Source organism: Mycobacterium sp. KBS0706, assembly GCF_005938675.2.
GTDB lineage: Bacteria > Pseudomonadota > Alphaproteobacteria > DSM-16000 > Inquilinaceae > Inquilinus.
Genome location: NZ_VCCH02000009.1, coordinates 123984 through 138828, shown reverse-complemented (window position 1 = coordinate 138828; position 14845 = coordinate 123984). Strand labels below are relative to the sequence as shown.

General features: G+C 68.3%; 16 protein-coding genes and 1 tRNA gene. 8 read left to right on the top strand and 9 right to left on the bottom strand.

Going from position 1 to position 14845, the window contains the following annotated elements; genetic code table 11:
- Positions 1-81: 81 nt before the first annotated feature.
- The 7 genes from lepB to FFK22_RS07255 all read right to left on the bottom strand — a co-directional run bounded on the left by lepB (position 82) and on the right by FFK22_RS07255 (position 6801).
- Complete coding sequence (lepB, locus tag FFK22_RS07285; protein ID WP_186002350.1) at positions 82-750, bottom strand: signal peptidase I; 669 nt, start codon at positions 748-750, stop codon at positions 82-84.
- A gap of 17 nt (positions 751-767) precedes the next feature.
- A complete protein-coding gene (locus FFK22_RS07280) occupies positions 768-1706 on the bottom strand; it encodes an acetamidase/formamidase family protein (RefSeq protein WP_138886091.1) in 939 nt (312 codons plus the stop codon).
- 50 nt (positions 1707-1756) lie between these two features.
- Positions 1757-2608 carry a carbohydrate ABC transporter permease gene (locus tag FFK22_RS07275; protein ID WP_138886092.1) on the bottom strand — a complete coding sequence of 284 codons (852 nt, stop codon included), beginning with the start codon at positions 2606-2608 and terminating at the stop codon, positions 1757-1759.
- Position 2609: 1 nt separating this feature from the next.
- The gene (locus tag FFK22_RS07270) at positions 2610-3533 is read right to left on the bottom strand and encodes a carbohydrate ABC transporter permease (RefSeq protein ID WP_138886093.1); all 924 of its coding nucleotides are present in this window, start codon (positions 3531-3533) and stop codon (positions 2610-2612) included.
- Between the two features lie 67 nt (positions 3534-3600).
- Positions 3601-4869: a sugar ABC transporter substrate-binding protein gene (locus tag FFK22_RS07265; RefSeq protein WP_138886094.1), complete on the bottom strand. Its 1269-nt coding sequence runs from the start codon at positions 4867-4869 to the stop codon at positions 3601-3603.
- 28 nt (positions 4870-4897) lie between these two features.
- Positions 4898-6076, bottom strand: coding sequence for a PLP-dependent transferase (locus FFK22_RS07260; protein WP_138886095.1), 1179 nt, complete (start codon positions 6074-6076; stop codon positions 4898-4900).
- Positions 6073-6801, bottom strand: a complete 729-nt coding sequence (locus FFK22_RS07255) for a FadR/GntR family transcriptional regulator (protein ID WP_138886096.1) — start codon at positions 6799-6801, stop codon at positions 6073-6075. The genes FFK22_RS07260 and FFK22_RS07255 overlap by 4 nt, the downstream gene beginning before the upstream one ends.
- Before the next feature lie 149 nt (positions 6802-6950).
- On the opposite strand from FFK22_RS07255, the gene FFK22_RS07250 reads away from it, so the two are divergent.
- The 8 genes from FFK22_RS07250 (at position 6951) to FFK22_RS07215 (ending at position 14171) form a co-directional block, all read left to right on the top strand.
- Entirely contained in the window at positions 6951-7790 is an 840-nt protein-coding gene (locus FFK22_RS07250; protein ID WP_221938451.1) for a lytic transglycosylase domain-containing protein, read from the top strand.
- Between the two features lie 64 nt (positions 7791-7854).
- Positions 7855-8493, top strand: coding sequence for an OmpA family protein (locus FFK22_RS07245; RefSeq protein WP_138886097.1), 639 nt, complete (start codon positions 7855-7857; stop codon positions 8491-8493).
- Between the two features lie 115 nt (positions 8494-8608).
- Complete coding sequence (locus FFK22_RS07240; RefSeq protein WP_138886098.1) at positions 8609-9577, top strand: thiamine pyrophosphate-dependent dehydrogenase E1 component subunit alpha; 969 nt, start codon at positions 8609-8611, stop codon at positions 9575-9577.
- A 12-nt stretch (positions 9578-9589) separates the two neighbouring features.
- On the top strand, positions 9590-10621 hold the full coding sequence (locus tag FFK22_RS07235) for an alpha-ketoacid dehydrogenase subunit beta (protein WP_138886099.1): 1032 nt from the start codon (positions 9590-9592) through the stop codon (positions 10619-10621).
- Complete coding sequence (locus FFK22_RS07230; RefSeq protein WP_138886100.1) at positions 10618-11736, top strand: acetoin dehydrogenase dihydrolipoyllysine-residue acetyltransferase subunit; 1119 nt, start codon at positions 10618-10620, stop codon at positions 11734-11736. Before FFK22_RS07235 ends, FFK22_RS07230 begins: the two co-directional genes overlap by 4 nt.
- A gap of 148 nt (positions 11737-11884) precedes the next feature.
- The gene (locus tag FFK22_RS07225; protein ID WP_138886101.1) at positions 11885-12148 is read left to right on the top strand and encodes a hypothetical protein; all 264 of its coding nucleotides are present in this window, start codon (positions 11885-11887) and stop codon (positions 12146-12148) included.
- A 134-nt stretch (positions 12149-12282) separates the two neighbouring features.
- Entirely contained in the window at positions 12283-13791 is a 1509-nt protein-coding gene (locus tag FFK22_RS07220; RefSeq protein WP_138886102.1) for an ankyrin repeat domain-containing protein, read from the top strand.
- 116 nt (positions 13792-13907) lie between these two features.
- A complete protein-coding gene (locus tag FFK22_RS07215) occupies positions 13908-14171 on the top strand; it encodes a DUF2285 domain-containing protein (protein ID WP_138886103.1) in 264 nt (87 codons plus the stop codon).
- A gap of 133 nt (positions 14172-14304) precedes the next feature.
- On the opposite strand, the gene FFK22_RS07210 is transcribed toward FFK22_RS07215, so the two are convergent.
- Positions 14305-14378 (bottom strand) — tRNA-Gln (locus tag FFK22_RS07210).
- A gap of 19 nt (positions 14379-14397) precedes the next feature.
- Entirely contained in the window at positions 14398-14652 is a 255-nt protein-coding gene (locus FFK22_RS07205; protein ID WP_138886104.1) for a hypothetical protein, read from the bottom strand.
- Between the last annotated feature and the right edge of the window lie 193 nt (positions 14653-14845).

Sequence of the window (14845 nt, the reverse complement as noted above, 5' to 3'; positions counted from 1 at the left end):
ATTCCCGGCCGGCTTCAAGACGCTGAAGCCCTATCTCCGCACCACCGCGCAGCCGCGCGACTGACGATCGTGCTCCCGGGCTCAGCCGAGCCCGGGAACCGTCTCCGGTGGCACCAGCCAGCCGGAATTCGGCCGCAGCCGATAGGCGACGCGGCCAATGGTGTTTGCGACCGGTGTCGGGCCCATATCGGGCACGCGGCTGTCCATCGAGTTATCCCGGTTGTCGCCGAGCACGAAGACAGCGTCCGGCGGGACCACGGTTTCGGGAGCCTCGTCCAGCATCCCTGCATCGGACATTTCAGCGATCTGGTAGGGCCGGACGCCGCTCAGCGCCTCCTCATAGAGCGAGACCGGCGCCGGCCCCAGGGGCGGGTCCAGTTCAACCTGCCCTTTCGGCCGCCGTTCCACCACCTTGCCGTTCAGGACCAGCCGCCCGGCTTTCAGGGCGATCCGGTCCCCCGGCAACCCGATCACCCGCTTGACATAGACCGTGTCCGGGCCAGGCGGACGGAAGACGATGATGTCGCCGCGGCCGGGCATGGTTCCGCCCGTGCGCAGATCGGCCAGCAGGACATCCTGATCGCCCAGTGTCGGCATCATCGACGTGCTGCCCATCGCGTAGCTCTTCACCGGGATGCCGGCGGCGACGAAGCGGGCGGCGATGTCGGCGCCGTCCACCCAGTCGCCGAACGTCGCTGCGGCGGCCCGGCCTGCCGACAGGGCCAGCAGGGCGGACCCGGCGAGCCCCATCGCCTCGCGTCGGCGCATCATCGGCCCAGCAGGTCCTTCGCCATCATCATGTGCACGCCCTTGCAGCCGTTCACGGTCTGGGTGATCCGCAGGTCTCCGACCAGGCTGCACAGGGTGTAGGCGTCGTGGCGCGACAGCCCGGCGGTCTCCCCCAGCAGCACGATCATGTCGCGCAGCGCCATCTCGGCGCAGCGGTCGAGGTCCGGGTCCATCCCCATGGTGATGTGGTGGGTCGGGGTCTCGGCGCGGGGATAGGCGAAGTCCAGGTCGTCGCGGACGATCAGCTGGAAGGTGCCCTGCAGCGCCGTCTCGATCGCGGTGACGCAGACCTCGCCGTCGCCTTGCGCGCCGTGGCCGTCGCCGCAGGAGAACAGGGCGCCGTCGTTGAACACCGGCAGATAGAGCGTGGTGCCGGCCACCAGCTCCTTGTTGTCGATGTTGCCGGCATGGGCGCGCGGCTGGATCGAGCTGATCCGGCCCCAGCCCTTCGGCGGCGCGACGCCCATGACGCCGAAGAAGGGCCTGAGCGGCAGGTCCAGCCCCCAGGGCAGCCGGGCGGTGCCGCGTTCCGCGTCGAGCGGGATGTTGAGGAGGCGCGACTCCTCGAAGTCATAGGGCAGGGTGCCGGCCAGCGGCCGGATCACGTTGTAGCCCCAGTCCTGGCGCAGCGAGACGTCGAGGATCCGCACCTCCAGCACCTGGCCGGGCCGGGCGCCGCGGACTGCGACCGGGCCGGTCAGGATGTGGCCGGGCGTCGACCGGTCGCAGCGCTGATGGATCTCGTGGATCTCGGGCGGGATGTGGAAATCGCCCTTCGGCAACACGTCCGGCCCGCCGTTCACGGTGTCGATCACCACCGTGTCGCCGCTGTCGACCGTCAGCACCGGCTCCCGCGCGGCGTCGAAATAGCCCCAGGCACAGGTCTCGGCCGACGCGGGCACATGGTGTCGCGGCATGATCACTCCCTCCGGTGGAGGCGACACGCTCCGCCGTTTCGGGCGCCGGATCAACCCTTCACGGCGCCGGCGGTCAGCCCCTGCACCAGGTAGCGCTGGATCACGGCGAAGAAGATGCAGACCGGGATCAGCGCCAGCACCGAGGCCGCGGTCATCTGGCCCCAGTCGACGCCGAACTTGGCCACGAAGGTCAGGAGGCCGACGGCGAAGGTCTTCTGGCTGTCGGAGTTGATCAGCATCAGCGCGAACAGCAACTCGCTCCAGGCCGCGGTGAAGACGAAGCCCAGCGTCGCGCCCATGCCTGGCAGGGTCAGCGGCAGGATCACCCGGCGCAGCGCCTGGAAGCGGTTGCAGCCGTCGATCATCGCCGCCTCCTCCAGGTCCTTCGGGATGGCGTCGAAGAAGGACTGCATCAGGAAGGTGGCGAAAGCGACGTTGAAGGCGCTGTAGATGACGATCAGCCCCATCAGGTTATTGGTCAGCCCCAGCGGCGCCATCAGCCGGTAGACCGGCGGGATGATCATCACCAGCGGGAAGGTCTGGGTCAGCAGCAGCACGAACATCACCGCCGGCTTGGCCTTGAAGCGGAAGCGCGAGAAGGCGTAGCCGGAGGCCGAGGCGCAGAGGGTGACCACCCCCGCCGTGGCGATCGAGACGATGACGCTGTTCAGGAAGTAGCGCGGGAAGTTGCTGGCGGTCAGCACCGAGCTGAAATTCGCCAGCGTCCATTCCGACGGCCAGAAGGTAATGCCTTCGGAGAACAGGAGCTGGGTCGGGGTGACCGAGATCTTGATCAGCCAGTACAGCGGGAACAGCGCGAACAGCAGATAGGCGCCGATGCCGAGATAGAAGCCGGTGCCGCCGGCGAGGCGGCCGAGGGGCGAGCGTCCGACGATGGTCATCTCATTGCCCCGCGAGCAGGCTCTTGCGCATCCGGATCAGGATGGCGGCGTAGAGCAGGAGGAGAAGCAGCAGCACCGTCGCCACGGCCGAGGCATAGCCGAAGTTCAGCCGGGAGAAGGCCTGGGCGAAGATGTAGGTCGACAGGATGCTGGTGGCGTTGGCCGGGCCGCCATTGGTCATCACCCAGATCAGGTCGGCGAAGGTGGCGATCCAGATCGTGCGCAGCAGCACGGTGATGGCGATGGTCGGCGCCAGGAACGGGATGGTGATCCTGGTGAAGCGCTGCCAGGCGTCGGCGCCGTCGATCGCCGCCGCCTCGTAGTAGTCGCCCGGGATAGCCTGCAGCGCCGCCAGCAAGGTGATGGCGAAGAACGGGATGCCGAACCAGATGTTGGCCAGGATCGGGCCCCACATCGCCAGGTCCGGGTCGGACAGGATGTTCAGCGGCTCCGGCAGCAGGCCGAGATCGGCCATCCAGTAGGGCAGGGGCCCGACCACCGGGTTGAACAGCCAGGCGAAGACCAGGCCGGACAGGAAGGTCGGCACCGCCCAGGGCAGGAACACCAGCGCCTGGACCAGGCGCTTGCCGCGGAACGGCCGGTTCAGCAGCAGGGCCAGGCCGAGCCCGCCGAAGAACTGGAACACCAGGCTGCCGACGGTCCACCAGACGGTGTTCTTCAGCGCCCGCCAGAAGTTCGGGTCGCCAAGCAGCGTCTCGAAGTTCTTCAGCCCGATCCAGGTCGGCTTCCCGAACGGCCCGAAATTCTGGAAGGCATAGGACAGCCCGACGATCAGCGGCACCAGCATGCTGAGCGTCAGCAGGATGATGGCCGGGCTGAGATAGAGCCAGGGCTCCAGCGCATTGCCCAGCGCGCGGCGGAAAGATCCCGGGCGGGCGCCCGGGATCGCATGGGTCACGGTCATCTGACTCGTCTTGTGTATCGACCCGTCATCCCGCGCAGCGCGGCACGGGATGACGGGTCGGTTGACGTCACTTCTTGCTGGCCAGGAACTTCTGCTGCGCGGCGGTGAGGTAGTCCGACCAGTCCTTCGCCACGTCGGCCGTCGGCTTCTGGCCCAGCAGGGCCTCCTGGAAGCTCTGCACCGACATCACGTCGAAGAAGTAGCCGAACTCCTCGAGATGGGCCGGCCACGGGATCGGCTGCCACCGCGGGTCGTTCAGCTCCTGGAACCAGCCGGCATAGCGCTCGCCGGCGAAATGCTCGTCCTGCTCGGCGCCCTTGTGGATCGGCAGGACGCCGACGAACTTGGCCCATTCCTTGTTCTGGGCGCTGTCGAGCAGGAAGGACATCAGCTTCCAGCTCTCCTCCTTGTGCTCGCTGTTGGCGAACATCGACCAGCCGGCATAGCCGATCGAGGGATAGGCATGGCCGCCGGGCCCGAGCGGCATCGGCGCCACCGCGAAATCCTCGGGCTTCATATGGTCGAGGATGCCGATCATGGCGTCGGGGTCGTTGTCCAGCATCGCGCAGGTGCCGGAGTAGAAGCCGGTGACGGTCTCGTTGAAGCCCCAGTTCAGGGCGTCCTTCGGCGCGCCGCCGGCCTTGTACAGGTCGACCAGGAACTGCATGCCCTTGGCCGCGTCGGCGTCGCCCAGCGTCGAGGTGCCGTCGTCGTTGAAGAACTTGCCCTTGCCGTCCATGGTCAGCATGAAGAAGGCGGTGCCGCCGGTGCCGCCCTTGCCGCCGCGCAGGCAGTAGCCGGTCTTGCCGCCGCCCAGCGCCGCGATCTTCTTCGACACGTCCATGAACTCGTCGAGCGTCTTCGGCGGCTCCTTGACGCCCGCCTCCTGGAACAGCTTCTTGTTCCAATACAGGCCGCGCAGATAGAAGCCGTAGGGCACCATGTAGGGGGTGTCGTTCACGGTCTTCGAGAACTGCACCGCCCGGTCGCCCAGGGTCTTGGCCTCGTCCCATTTGGCGATGTAGGCGGAGAGGTCCTCGAGCTGGCCGTTGTTGGCGTAGAGCGACATCCAGCGCTCCGGCATCTCGGCGATGTCCGGGGTCTCGCCGGCCTGCACCATGGTCAGGAATTTTTCGAACGCCTCGCCCCAGGGCAGCGAGACGATTTCGACCTTCACCCCCGGGTTGGCGGCCTCGAACTTGCTGATCTGGCCTTTCAGGAACTCGGTGCGCTGCGGGCTGGTGATGACCTCGACCAGCTTGAGGTTGGTGTCGGCCAGCGCCGGGCCGGTGAAGGCGATGGCGGCCAGACCGGCCAGGAGCAACAGACGTTTCATTTTTGCCTCCCTGTTTGCAAAACGACGTTCAGTTCACGGAGCCGGCGAGCGCGCGCTCGAGATCGGCCCACAGGTCTTCGGTGTCCTCCAGCCCGACGGCGAGCCGGACGATGCGCTGGGTGACCCCGAAATCGGCCATGGAGTTCGGCCCCTGGGCCTGGCGCAGCGAGGCGCGGGCCGGAACCACCAGGCTCTCATGCCCGCCCCAGCTGACGCCGAGCTTGAACAGCTTCAGCGCGTCGACCAGGCGCGGCACGTCGACCTGCTCCTCGACCTCGAAGGAGAACAGGCCGCTGTGGCCGGTCAGCGTGGCGCCGCCGGGGTGGTTGGAGAAGGCCGGGTGCAGCACCCGCGTGACCAGCGGATGATCGGCCAGGCGGCGGGCGATGGTCAGGCCGCTCTCCTGGTGCTGGCGCATCCTGAGCGGCAGGGTGCGCATGCCGCGGACCAGGAGCCAGGCCTCGAAGGGCGACAGCTTGCCGCCGAGATAGGGGTGGGTCAGGTCGTTGACCCGGGCGAGGCGCTCGGCCGACCCGGCGATCACCCCGGCGACGGTGTCGCTGTGGCCCGAGAGGTATTTCGAGGCCGAATGCACAACCAGGTCGACGCCATGCCGGATCGGCTGCTGGAACAGCGGCGTGGCCCAGGAATTGTCGATGATCGTGGCCACGCCCTGCGCCTTGGCCAGGGCCGCCAGCCGCCCGATCTCCTGCAGCTCGAACATCATCGAGGTCGGGTTCTCGAGATACAGCAGCTTGGCCCCGGGAAGCGCCGCCTCGACCGCGGCCGGATCGCTCGCATCGACGTATTCCACGGTGATGCCGAGCCGCGGCAGCAGCTTCTCGAACAGGCGGTAGGCGTCGCCATAGACATGGCGGGTGCACAGGATGCGGTCGCCGGACCCCGCGATGCTCAGCACGGCGGCGCTGATCGCCGCCATGCCGCTGGCCGTGCCGCGGGCCGCCTCGGCGCCTTCCAGCGCCGCCACCTTGCGCTCGAACTCCTGCACCGTCGGGTTGTCGCCGCGGGAATAGACCGGGCGCTTCACCTGGCCGGAGAACGCCGCCTCCATCTCGGCATAGCTGGCGAAGGTGAACAGCGAGGTCTGGTAGATCGGCGGCACCACCGCGCCGGACGGGAAGCTGTCGTCATGCGCCAGCGTGGTGGCGGCCGCGTAGGCGTCGGGGGCTGGGAAATCGTCGGTCATCGGGTCCGTCTGCGGTCGGCGTCTCGGATGTCCTCATCGACCATGTCGATGATGGTCAGCGCGGCGGTGCGGGCGCCGTCCGGGTCGCGCCGGACGATCGCGTCATACATCACGCGGTGATAGGGGAAGGTGCGGCCGGCGAAGTCCGGCATGTCCAGCGGGTTCTCCCAGAACCGGTGGAAGGCGTCCCGCATGCTGGCCAGGATCTGCTCGAAGATCGGGTTCTCGGTGGCGCGGAAGATCGACTGGTGGAACTCCCAGTCCTGCTCCGGCGCGTCGCCGTATTTGGTGTGGTGCGCCTCCATGACGTCGAGGCGGCGGCCGATCTCGGCGATCTGCTCGGCGGTCGCCCGGCGGGCGCAGATCGCCGCGGCCTCGCCCTCCAGCGCCCGCCGCACCTCCAGCGTGTGCAGCAGCGTGGCGACGTCGGAGGCGCGGTCGATGGTCAGAGGCATGTGGATGCTGGCGGTCGACACCAGCACTTTCAGATAGGTGCCGCTGCCCTTGCGCATCTCGACGATGCCGAGGCCCTCCCAGCGCTTCAGCGCCTCGCGGATGGTGGAACGGCTGACCTGCAGCTGCTCCGCCAGCTCGCGCTCGGGCGGCAGCCGCTCGCCGGGCCGGATGCCGGCGCGCTCGACATGCTCCGCGATGGCCGCCAACGCCGCCTCGTCACGCGTCGGCGTGCGGATCGGCGACAGGGAGGAGCGGAGGCGGGCGGACATCGGCGGCTGATCAAAATTGGTCTGACATCCCGACCACTTTGAGCGAATGCATTGAATGCCGTCAATATCGGTTTAAGGCGGAGGCGACGGCCGCTACAAATCGCAATATCATTGCGGGATTGCCGGTGTCCGATTTGACGATGGTGTGGATGCGCATGCGTTCGTTGGGCTGGATCGCGATCGCCTGCGCCCTGCTGTCGTCGGAGGCCGCTGCCGCGCAGGGCAAGGATGAGACGGTCGAGCAGGCGGTCTGCCGGCTGATCGAGCAGTCGGCCGCCGCCGAGAACCTGCCGCTGGAGTTCTTCACCCGGCTGATCTGGAAGGAGAGCCGGTTCCGGCCGCGCGCGGTCAGCCCGAAGGGGGCACAGGGCGTGGCCCAGTTCATGCCCGGCACGGCCAAGATGCGCGACCTGGCGGATCCGTTCGACCCGGAGACGGCGCTGCCGGCCTCCGCTGCCTTCCTGGCCGAGTTGCGCGACGAGTTCGGCAATCTCGGCCTCGCCGCCGCCGGCTACAATGCCGGGCCGAACCGGGTCGAGAGTTGGGTCGGCGGCCGCGGCTTCCTGCCCCTGGAGACCGAGGATTACGTGCTGTTCGTCACCAAGCGCCCGGCCGATGACTGGGTGCCGAAGGCGGATGGCAGCGTCCCCGTCTTCGACGGCAGCCCGAAGCCCTGCCTGGAGCTTCTGGCGGCGCTGCGGACCGAAGCCGACCGGGACGAGCTGGTCTCGCCGACCGCGCCCTGGCACGTGCAGATCGCCGGCAACTTCTCCAAGGGCCGGGCGCTGGCGTCCTACAACCGTGTCCGCCGGCGCTTCCCGCAGCTGATGGCGGAGATCCAGCCGATGATCGTCGGCACCCGCATGCTCAGCATGGGCACGCGGCGCTTCTACCGGGTCAGCGTGCCGGCGCAGAGCCGGGCCGAGGGCAACCAGTTCTGCACCCGTCTGCGCCGGGCCGGCGGCGCCTGCATCGTGCTGCGCAACTGACCGGGGCTTGAAGAAGCCGCATTTCGCGCCGATCCTCACTCCTCTGCCTGCGAGAGAGGATGCCATGCGGTTCCCGAAATGCCTGATCGTGGCCGGCCTGGCCGTGTCGCTCGCCTCCTGCCAGTTCGACAGCGCGCCGAACACGATCGGCGGAGCCGCCGCCGGCGGCCTGGCCGGGGCCGGCATCGGCGCCCTGGTCAGCGGTGGCAACCGCGGCGAGGGCGCCCTGATCGGCGCCGGTATCGGCGCGCTCGCGGGCGGCGCCATCGGCAACTACATGGACCGGCAACAGGCCGATCTGCGGCGCAATCTCGCCGGCACCGGTATCGGCGTCACCCGCCAAGGCGACAACCTCGTCGTGGACATCCCGGGCGATGTCACCTTCGCCACCGATTCCGCGACCATCAAGCCGGCGTTCTACGGCCCGCTCGACAGCGTCGCGACGACGCTGAACCAGTACACCAACACCTATATCGACGTGGTCGGCCACACCGACAACACCGGCTCTGCCGACTACAACCAGCGGCTGTCGGAGGCGCGGGCGCGCTCGGTCGCCGACTACATCTCCTCGCGCGGGGTCTACCCGCCGCGGATCAATATCGGCGGTGTCGGCGAGGCACAGCCGATCGCCAGCAACGTCACGGCCGCGGGGCGGCAGGAGAACCGGCGGGTGGCGCTGACGATCCGGCCGAACGGCCAGTGATCCGGAGAGGATTTCTTCGACCAAAGGCGTAGACGGTACGCGGCGGGTTCCCAACCCGAAGCACGGCGCGTTAGGCTCATTGCCGGACATAAGATCCGCAACGGGAGGAACGGCCATGCAGTTGAGTCGCGACGACCTTTTGCGTGCCTATCGACAGATGCGCCTGATCCGGGAATTCGAGGACCGGGTGCATCTCGAATTCGCCACCGGGGACATTCCGGGTTTCGTCCATCTCTATGCCGGTGAGGAGGCCAGCGCCGTCGGCGTCTGCCTGCACCTGACCGACCGCGATTCGATCGCCAGCACGCATCGCGGCCACGGCCACTGCATCGCCAAGGATTGCGATCCGGTGGCGATGATGAAGGAGATCTACGGCCGCAAGGACGGGCTGTGCGGCGGCAAGGGCGGGTCGATGCACATCGCCGACCTGTCCAAGGGCATGATGGGCGCCAACGGCATCGTCGGCGGCGGCCCGCCGCTGATCTGCGGCGCCGCGCTGGCGGCCAAGACGCTGGGCACCGGCGGCGTCGCCGTGTCCTTCACCGGCGACGGCGGCTCGAACCAAGGCACCACCTGCGAGGCGCTGAACCTGGCCACGGTGTGGAAACTGCCGGCGATCTTCGTGTTCGAGAACAACGGCTATGCCGAGGCGACCTCGAGCAAGTATTCGGTCAGTTGCAAGGACATCGTCGAGCGCGCCCAGGGTTTCGGCATGCCGGGGGTCATGGTCGACGGCCACGACTTCTTCGCGGTGTGGGAGGCCGCGCGCGAGGCGATCGACCGCGCCCGGTCCGGCGGCGGGCCGACCCTGATCGAGGTCAAGCTGAACCGCTATTACGGCCATTTCGAGGGCGACGCCCAGACCTATCGCGCCCCCGGCGAGGTCGAGGCCATCCGGGCCGAGCGCGACAGCATCGACCTGTTCCGCAACCGGGTCACCGAGGCCGGGCTGCTGGACATCGCGCAGATGGAGGCCATCGACGCCGAGATCAGGCAGGCGATCGACCGCGCCGTGGTCGACGCCAAGGCCGCCGCGGTGCCGGGTCCGGCCGATCTCCTCACCGACGTCTATGTCTCGTACTGAAGGGGGCAGGGCATGAGCAGGAAGAGCTTCCGCCAGGCGGTCAACGAGGCGCTGGCGCAGGAGATGCGGCGCGACCCGCGGGTGATCCTGATGGGCGAGGACGTTTCCGGCGGCTCCGGCTCGCCGGGCGAGCAGGACGCCTGGGGCGGGCCGCTGGGCGTCACCAAGGGCCTGTACAAGGAGTTCGGGCCCAATCGGGTGCTCGACACGCCGATCACCGAGAGCGCCTTCATCGGCGCCGCCGCCGGCGCGGCGGCGAGCGGGCTGCGCCCCGTCGCCGAGCTGATGTTCGTCGACTTCATGGGCGTCTGCTTCGACCAGATCTTCAACCAGGCCGCCAAGTTCCGCTACATGTTCGGCGGCAAGGCGGTGACGCCGCTGACCATCCGCACCATGTACGGCGCCGGCTTCCGCGCCGCGGCCCAGCACAGCCAGTGCCTGTACCCGGTGTTCACCCACATCCCCGGGCTGAAATGCGTCATCCCGTCCTCGCCCTATGAGGCGAAGGGCCTGCTGATCCAGGCGATCCGCGATGACGACCCGGTGATCTTCTTCGAGCACAAGGTGATGTACGACATGGAGGAGGAGGTGCCGGACGAGCCCTACACCATCCCATTCGGCGAGGCGAACCTGGTGCGCGAGGGCGAGGACGTCACCATCGTCGCCATCGGCCGCATGGTGCAGATGGCCAAGGCGGCGGCCGAGGCGCTGGCCAAGGAAGGCGTCGACTGCACCATCATCGACCCGCGCACGACCTCGCCGCTCGACCTGGACACGATCCTGGAGAGCGTCGAGGAGACCGGACGGCTGGTGGTGGTGGACGAGGCCAGCCCGCGCTGCAACATCGCCACCGACATCTCGGCCCAGGTGGCCGACCAGGCCTTCGGTGCCTTGAAGGCGCCGATCAAGATGGTGTCGCCGCCGCATGTGCCGGTGCCCTTCGCGGCGGGGCTGGAGGACCTGTACATCCCCAACGCCGAAAAGGTGGCGGCGGCGGTGCGCGCGGTGATGGGCGCGCCGGACCGGCGGGAGGCCGCGGAATGACCGGGACGATCCACCCGATCACCATGCCGAAATGGGGCCTGGCGATGACCGAGGGCCTGCTCGCCGCCTGGACGGCGGAGGAAGGGGCGCGGATCGAGCCGGGCACCGAGATCGTCGACATCGAGACCAGCAAGATCACCAACGCGCTGGAATCGACGGTCGCCGGCACACTGCGCCGGCGGGTGGCTGAGGAAGGCCAGACCCTGCCGGTCGGCGCTTTGCTCGGAGTCGTGGTCGAGGGCGAGATCGACGATGCCGAGCTCGACCGCTTCATCGCCGCCTTCCAGGCCGAGGCGGCAGCCGCGGCCGAAAGCGCCGCCCCGCCGCCCGAGCCCAAGGTGATCCAGGTCGGCGGCCGGCCGGTCCGGACCCTGGTGACGGGCGAGGGCGACGGCACGCCCATAGTGCTGATCCACGGCTTCGGCGGCGACCTCAACAACTGGCTGTTCACCCAACCGGCGCTGACCGGCCGCCCGGTCCACGCCATCGACCTGCCGGGCCATGGCGGCTCGGGCAAGGATGTCGGGGCGGGCGATATCGCCACGCTGTCCGCGGCGGTACTGGCTTATCTCGACGCGGCCGGCATCGCCAAGGCGCATCTGGTGGGCCATTCCATGGGCGGCGCCGTCGCTTTGGCCACGGCGCTCGACGCACCCAGCCGGGTGGCCTCGGCGACGCTGATCTCCTCGGCCGGGCTCGGGGCGGAGATCAATGGCGGCTACATCGACGGCTTCATCGGCGCGCAGAAGCGCAAGGACCTGAAGCCCTGGCTCGAGGCGCTGTTCACCGACCCCGAGTTGGTCACCCGCGACCTGGTCGAGGACGTGCTGAAGTACAAGCGCCTGGACGGTGTCGAGGCGGCGCTGAAGACGATCGCCGGCGCCATTTTCCCCGGCGGCCGCCAGGCGTTGGTGATGCGCGACCGGCTGGGCGGCGCGACGGTGCCGATCCAGGTGATCTGGGGCACCGCCGACGCCATCGTGCCGGCCGCCCATGCCGACGGGCTGCCAGCCGCGATCCCGGTGCACCGCTTCGACGGCAAGGGCCACATGGTCCATATGGAAGCGGCGGCGGAGGTGAACCGGCTGCTCTCGACATTCGTCGGAAACGGGTAGGTCGCTGCGGCCGAAGCGCTGGATTCGCAACGGCGGATCCAGCACTTTTCCATGCATTCCCAATCTGCATCCCAGATTTCGTGAGAACTGTCATTTGTATGACATAGAGATGGACTAGTGAATCCCCTTCGAAAGGAGGGACGATCTCATGGGATCCATCCGGAATATCGAGGCGATCGGAGCAATTCTCAGGGCCTGGGAGGGATATTTCGGAACCGGAGGCTTTTTTCGTAAAGACTGGATTTATTTTGGTCTTGAATTTCTTGGTGGTGATGAAGGGCAGGTGACCCGGTCGACTGTCGCACCCGATCCGGTCAGGACCAACGTCATCCCACTCCGGGATCGTCCCAAGGCATCGCCGGCGGACGAGGCGCTGCCACAGGCTCTTGCCGCCCGCCGGAGGGCCCGCTAGCCTTCGGATCGCGTGCAAGACGCATCCGGTCCGCGGGAAGGGCAGCGCCCACTTGTCGAGAAGCTGCGCTGCCAGCGTCGATCCTTCTTTCTGCCCGTTGATGCGGATGCCGGGCATGTGAAAGGAGGAGCGTCATGCCCCATCCCTATGCCCAGGACCTGCCCGCATCGCCCGATCCGGAGCAGCAGAAGAAGCGCGCCAAGGACCTGCTGAAGGCGCTGCGTGCCGGCGAAGCCGAGGCGATCGCCCGGTTCCGCTACGGCCATCCGCGGCTGGCCCACCGCCCCGATGCCGAGCTGGTCGCCATGGCGAAGCTGAGCGACGCGCAATGGGTGATCGCCCGCGAATACGGCTTCGCCAGCTGGCCGAAGCTGCAGGCGCATCTGGCCGGCGGGCTGCCTGAGATCGCCCGGCCCTTCGAGGTCGAGTTGCAATACTACCGCGACCGCGCCGCCGGGATCCGCAGCAACCACCGCACCGGCGAGGCCGGGTCGCTGCGCCTGGTGCAGCGCTTCCACCCGCGCTTCGCCGCGGCGTCGGAGGCGGAGATCCGAGGCGTCGAACTGAGCCAGCAGGATGCCGAGCTGGTCGTCGCCCGCAGCCACGGCTTCGACGACTGGGCCGGCTTCGCCGGACGGATCGAGGCGATGCGGGCCGGCCGGGCCGAGGAGCCGTTCCGCACCGCCTTCGAGGCGATCCGCGGCGACGACCGCACGGCCCTGGCTGCGGTGCTGGCGGCGCATCCCGGCTTGGTCAACGCCCGCGGCACCAACGGCAACCGCCTGCTGATGCTGGCGATCTCGATGAACCGGCTCGCCCTGGCCGGCGACCTGCTTGATGCCGGCGCCGACCGGGCCTTGACCAACGACAAGGGCTGGGGGCCGCTGCACGACATCGCCGGTGCCGGCGGCCGCGGCGATCGCGAGGCGCGGCTGGCCCTGCTCGACCGGCTGGTCGCGGCCGGCGGTCCGGTCGAGGCCGAGGCCTATGGCGATGGCGGCACGCCCTTGGCGGTGGCGCTGTTCTGGGGCCACGGCACGATCGCCGAGCGGCTGGCGGCCGAGGTGGTGGTGCCGCTGAACCTGCGCATCGCCGCCGGGCTCGGCCGGATGGACCTGATTGCGCTGTTCTTCGACGCCGGCGGGCGGCTGCGGCCGGAGGCCGGGCATCACCGCGGCTTCTACCGCCCGCATAGCGGCTTCCCGGAATGGCACATGACCGATTCGCCGCAGGAGATCCTGGACGAGGCGTTGACCTGGGCCGCGCGCAGCGGCCGGATCGAGGCGATGGCGACGCTTTTGGCCTGCGGCGCCGACATCGACGGCGCCCCACACAACGGCGCCGCGCTGCACTGGGCGCTGCTGAGCCATCGCGCGGAGGCGGTTGACTGGCTGATCGGGCAGGGGGCCGACGTCAGCCGGGGCGTCGCCTGGGGCGACACGGCGGACGTCACCCCGCTGCACATGGTGGCCGGCTGGGCCAATGACCCGCGCGTCGCCCGCCTGCTGCTCGACCATGGGGCGGACCCGAGCATCCGCGACCGGACCTACGCCAGCACCCCGCTCGGCTGGGCCGAGCATTTCGGCCATCCGGAGGTCGCCGCGGTGCTGAAGGGCGATTCGGAGGGCGAAGCCGGCGCGTGAACAGCCGGAAGGTCCGGAGCGGGGACGCTCCGGACCGTCGTTTGACTCAGCCCCAGCGGAATATTTCGGTCCGACTGTCGTCGTATAGGTGCGGGACGCTGAAAGAGGACCGGAAAATGGTCAAGCCACCAGCGGAATATGCGCCAACATTCGCTGAGATTACGGAGTACGATCACGAACATGTGACTATATACCGAAAAATACTCGATGCGGCGGAGAAGAGGGCGGACTGGCGCGAGGCCGCCGGAGTCATCCTGGGCATTGATCCGCGTCAGAATCCGAAGCGAGCACGCCACTCCTATGAGAGCCATCTGGCCCGCGCGCGCTGGCTAGCGGAGCAGGATCATCTTCGGTGGCTGGGGCATGGCCGTTCCTCTTAGTCGGGCAGGCTGGGGACCGCACTGCGTTTGGAAATCCGCAGACTCCCTTGATTTCGTGTCGCACCGTTTTGCGATACGCCAAAACGACAAAGGACGCCTTACGGCGCCCTCAGCGATTGGTGGCCGGGAAGTTTGGCTGGGGGACTAGGATTCGAACCTAGGCTGGCGGAGTCAGAGTCCGCTGTCCTACCACTAGACGATCCCCCAGCGGCCGGCGGGAGGGTGTCTACCCCAGCGATCCGCCCGTGTAAAGGCCCGCGTGCACGAACGGCAGCCATGCCGGAAGCGGATGCGACCCTACCTCCGCCGGTTCGATCCGTTGCCGACCATCGCCGGCGCTCACAGCGGGCGGATCGCCCAGCCGGTTCTCGGACTCCCCACTCTCGGTCTCCATGAAAAAAACCATCATGGCGAGCCCCGAAGGGGCGTGGCCATCCAGGCTGTCGCCACCTGAGCGACGATTGAAAGACTGGATGGCCACGCTTCGCTCGCCATGACGGCATGGGGGTAGTGACCGCTGTCCGGATCAATCGGGATGCGGTCTCGCCAGTCCCGGAGTCGTCGTTTCGATCAAAATCGTCGTGGGACCCTTCTTCTAACCGTCATGCGAGGAGGCGAGGCCAGCGATCCCTGCCGCCGCCCGCACCGTCGCGTCGACCGCGTCGCGACAATAC

Bases quoted from the DNA above. Each gene is read 5' to 3' on its own strand.
- lepB (WP_186002350.1), bottom strand. From the start codon at position 750: ATGGGGCTCGCCGGGTCCGCCCTGCTGGCCCTGTCGGCAGGCCGGGCC.
- FFK22_RS07280 (WP_138886091.1), bottom strand. From the start codon at position 1,706: ATGCCGCGACACCATGTGCCCGCGTCGGCCGAGACCTGTGCCTGGGGC.
- FFK22_RS07275 (WP_138886092.1), bottom strand. From the start codon at position 2,608: ATGACCATCGTCGGACGCTCGCCCCTCGGCCGCCTCGCCGGCGGCACC.
- FFK22_RS07270 (WP_138886093.1), bottom strand. From the start codon at position 3,533: ATGACCGTGACCCATGCGATCCCGGGCGCCCGCCCGGGATCTTTCCGC.
- FFK22_RS07265 (WP_138886094.1), bottom strand. From the start codon at position 4,869: ATGAAACGTCTGTTGCTCCTGGCCGGTCTGGCCGCCATCGCCTTCACC.
- FFK22_RS07260 (WP_138886095.1), bottom strand. From the start codon at position 6,076: ATGACCGACGATTTCCCAGCCCCCGACGCCTACGCGGCCGCCACCACG.
- FFK22_RS07255 (WP_138886096.1), bottom strand. From the start codon at position 6,801: ATGTCCGCCCGCCTCCGCTCCTCCCTGTCGCCGATCCGCACGCCGACG.
- FFK22_RS07250 (WP_221938451.1), top strand. From the start codon at position 6,951: ATGCGCATGCGTTCGTTGGGCTGGATCGCGATCGCCTGCGCCCTGCTG.
- FFK22_RS07245 (WP_138886097.1), top strand. From the start codon at position 7,855: ATGCGGTTCCCGAAATGCCTGATCGTGGCCGGCCTGGCCGTGTCGCTC.
- FFK22_RS07240 (WP_138886098.1), top strand. From the start codon at position 8,609: ATGCAGTTGAGTCGCGACGACCTTTTGCGTGCCTATCGACAGATGCGC.
- FFK22_RS07235 (WP_138886099.1), top strand. From the start codon at position 9,590: ATGAGCAGGAAGAGCTTCCGCCAGGCGGTCAACGAGGCGCTGGCGCAG.
- FFK22_RS07230 (WP_138886100.1), top strand. From the start codon at position 10,618: ATGACCGGGACGATCCACCCGATCACCATGCCGAAATGGGGCCTGGCG.
- FFK22_RS07225 (WP_138886101.1), top strand. From the start codon at position 11,885: ATGGGATCCATCCGGAATATCGAGGCGATCGGAGCAATTCTCAGGGCC.
- FFK22_RS07220 (WP_138886102.1), top strand. From the start codon at position 12,283: ATGCCCCATCCCTATGCCCAGGACCTGCCCGCATCGCCCGATCCGGAG.
- FFK22_RS07215 (WP_138886103.1), top strand. From the start codon at position 13,908: ATGGTCAAGCCACCAGCGGAATATGCGCCAACATTCGCTGAGATTACG.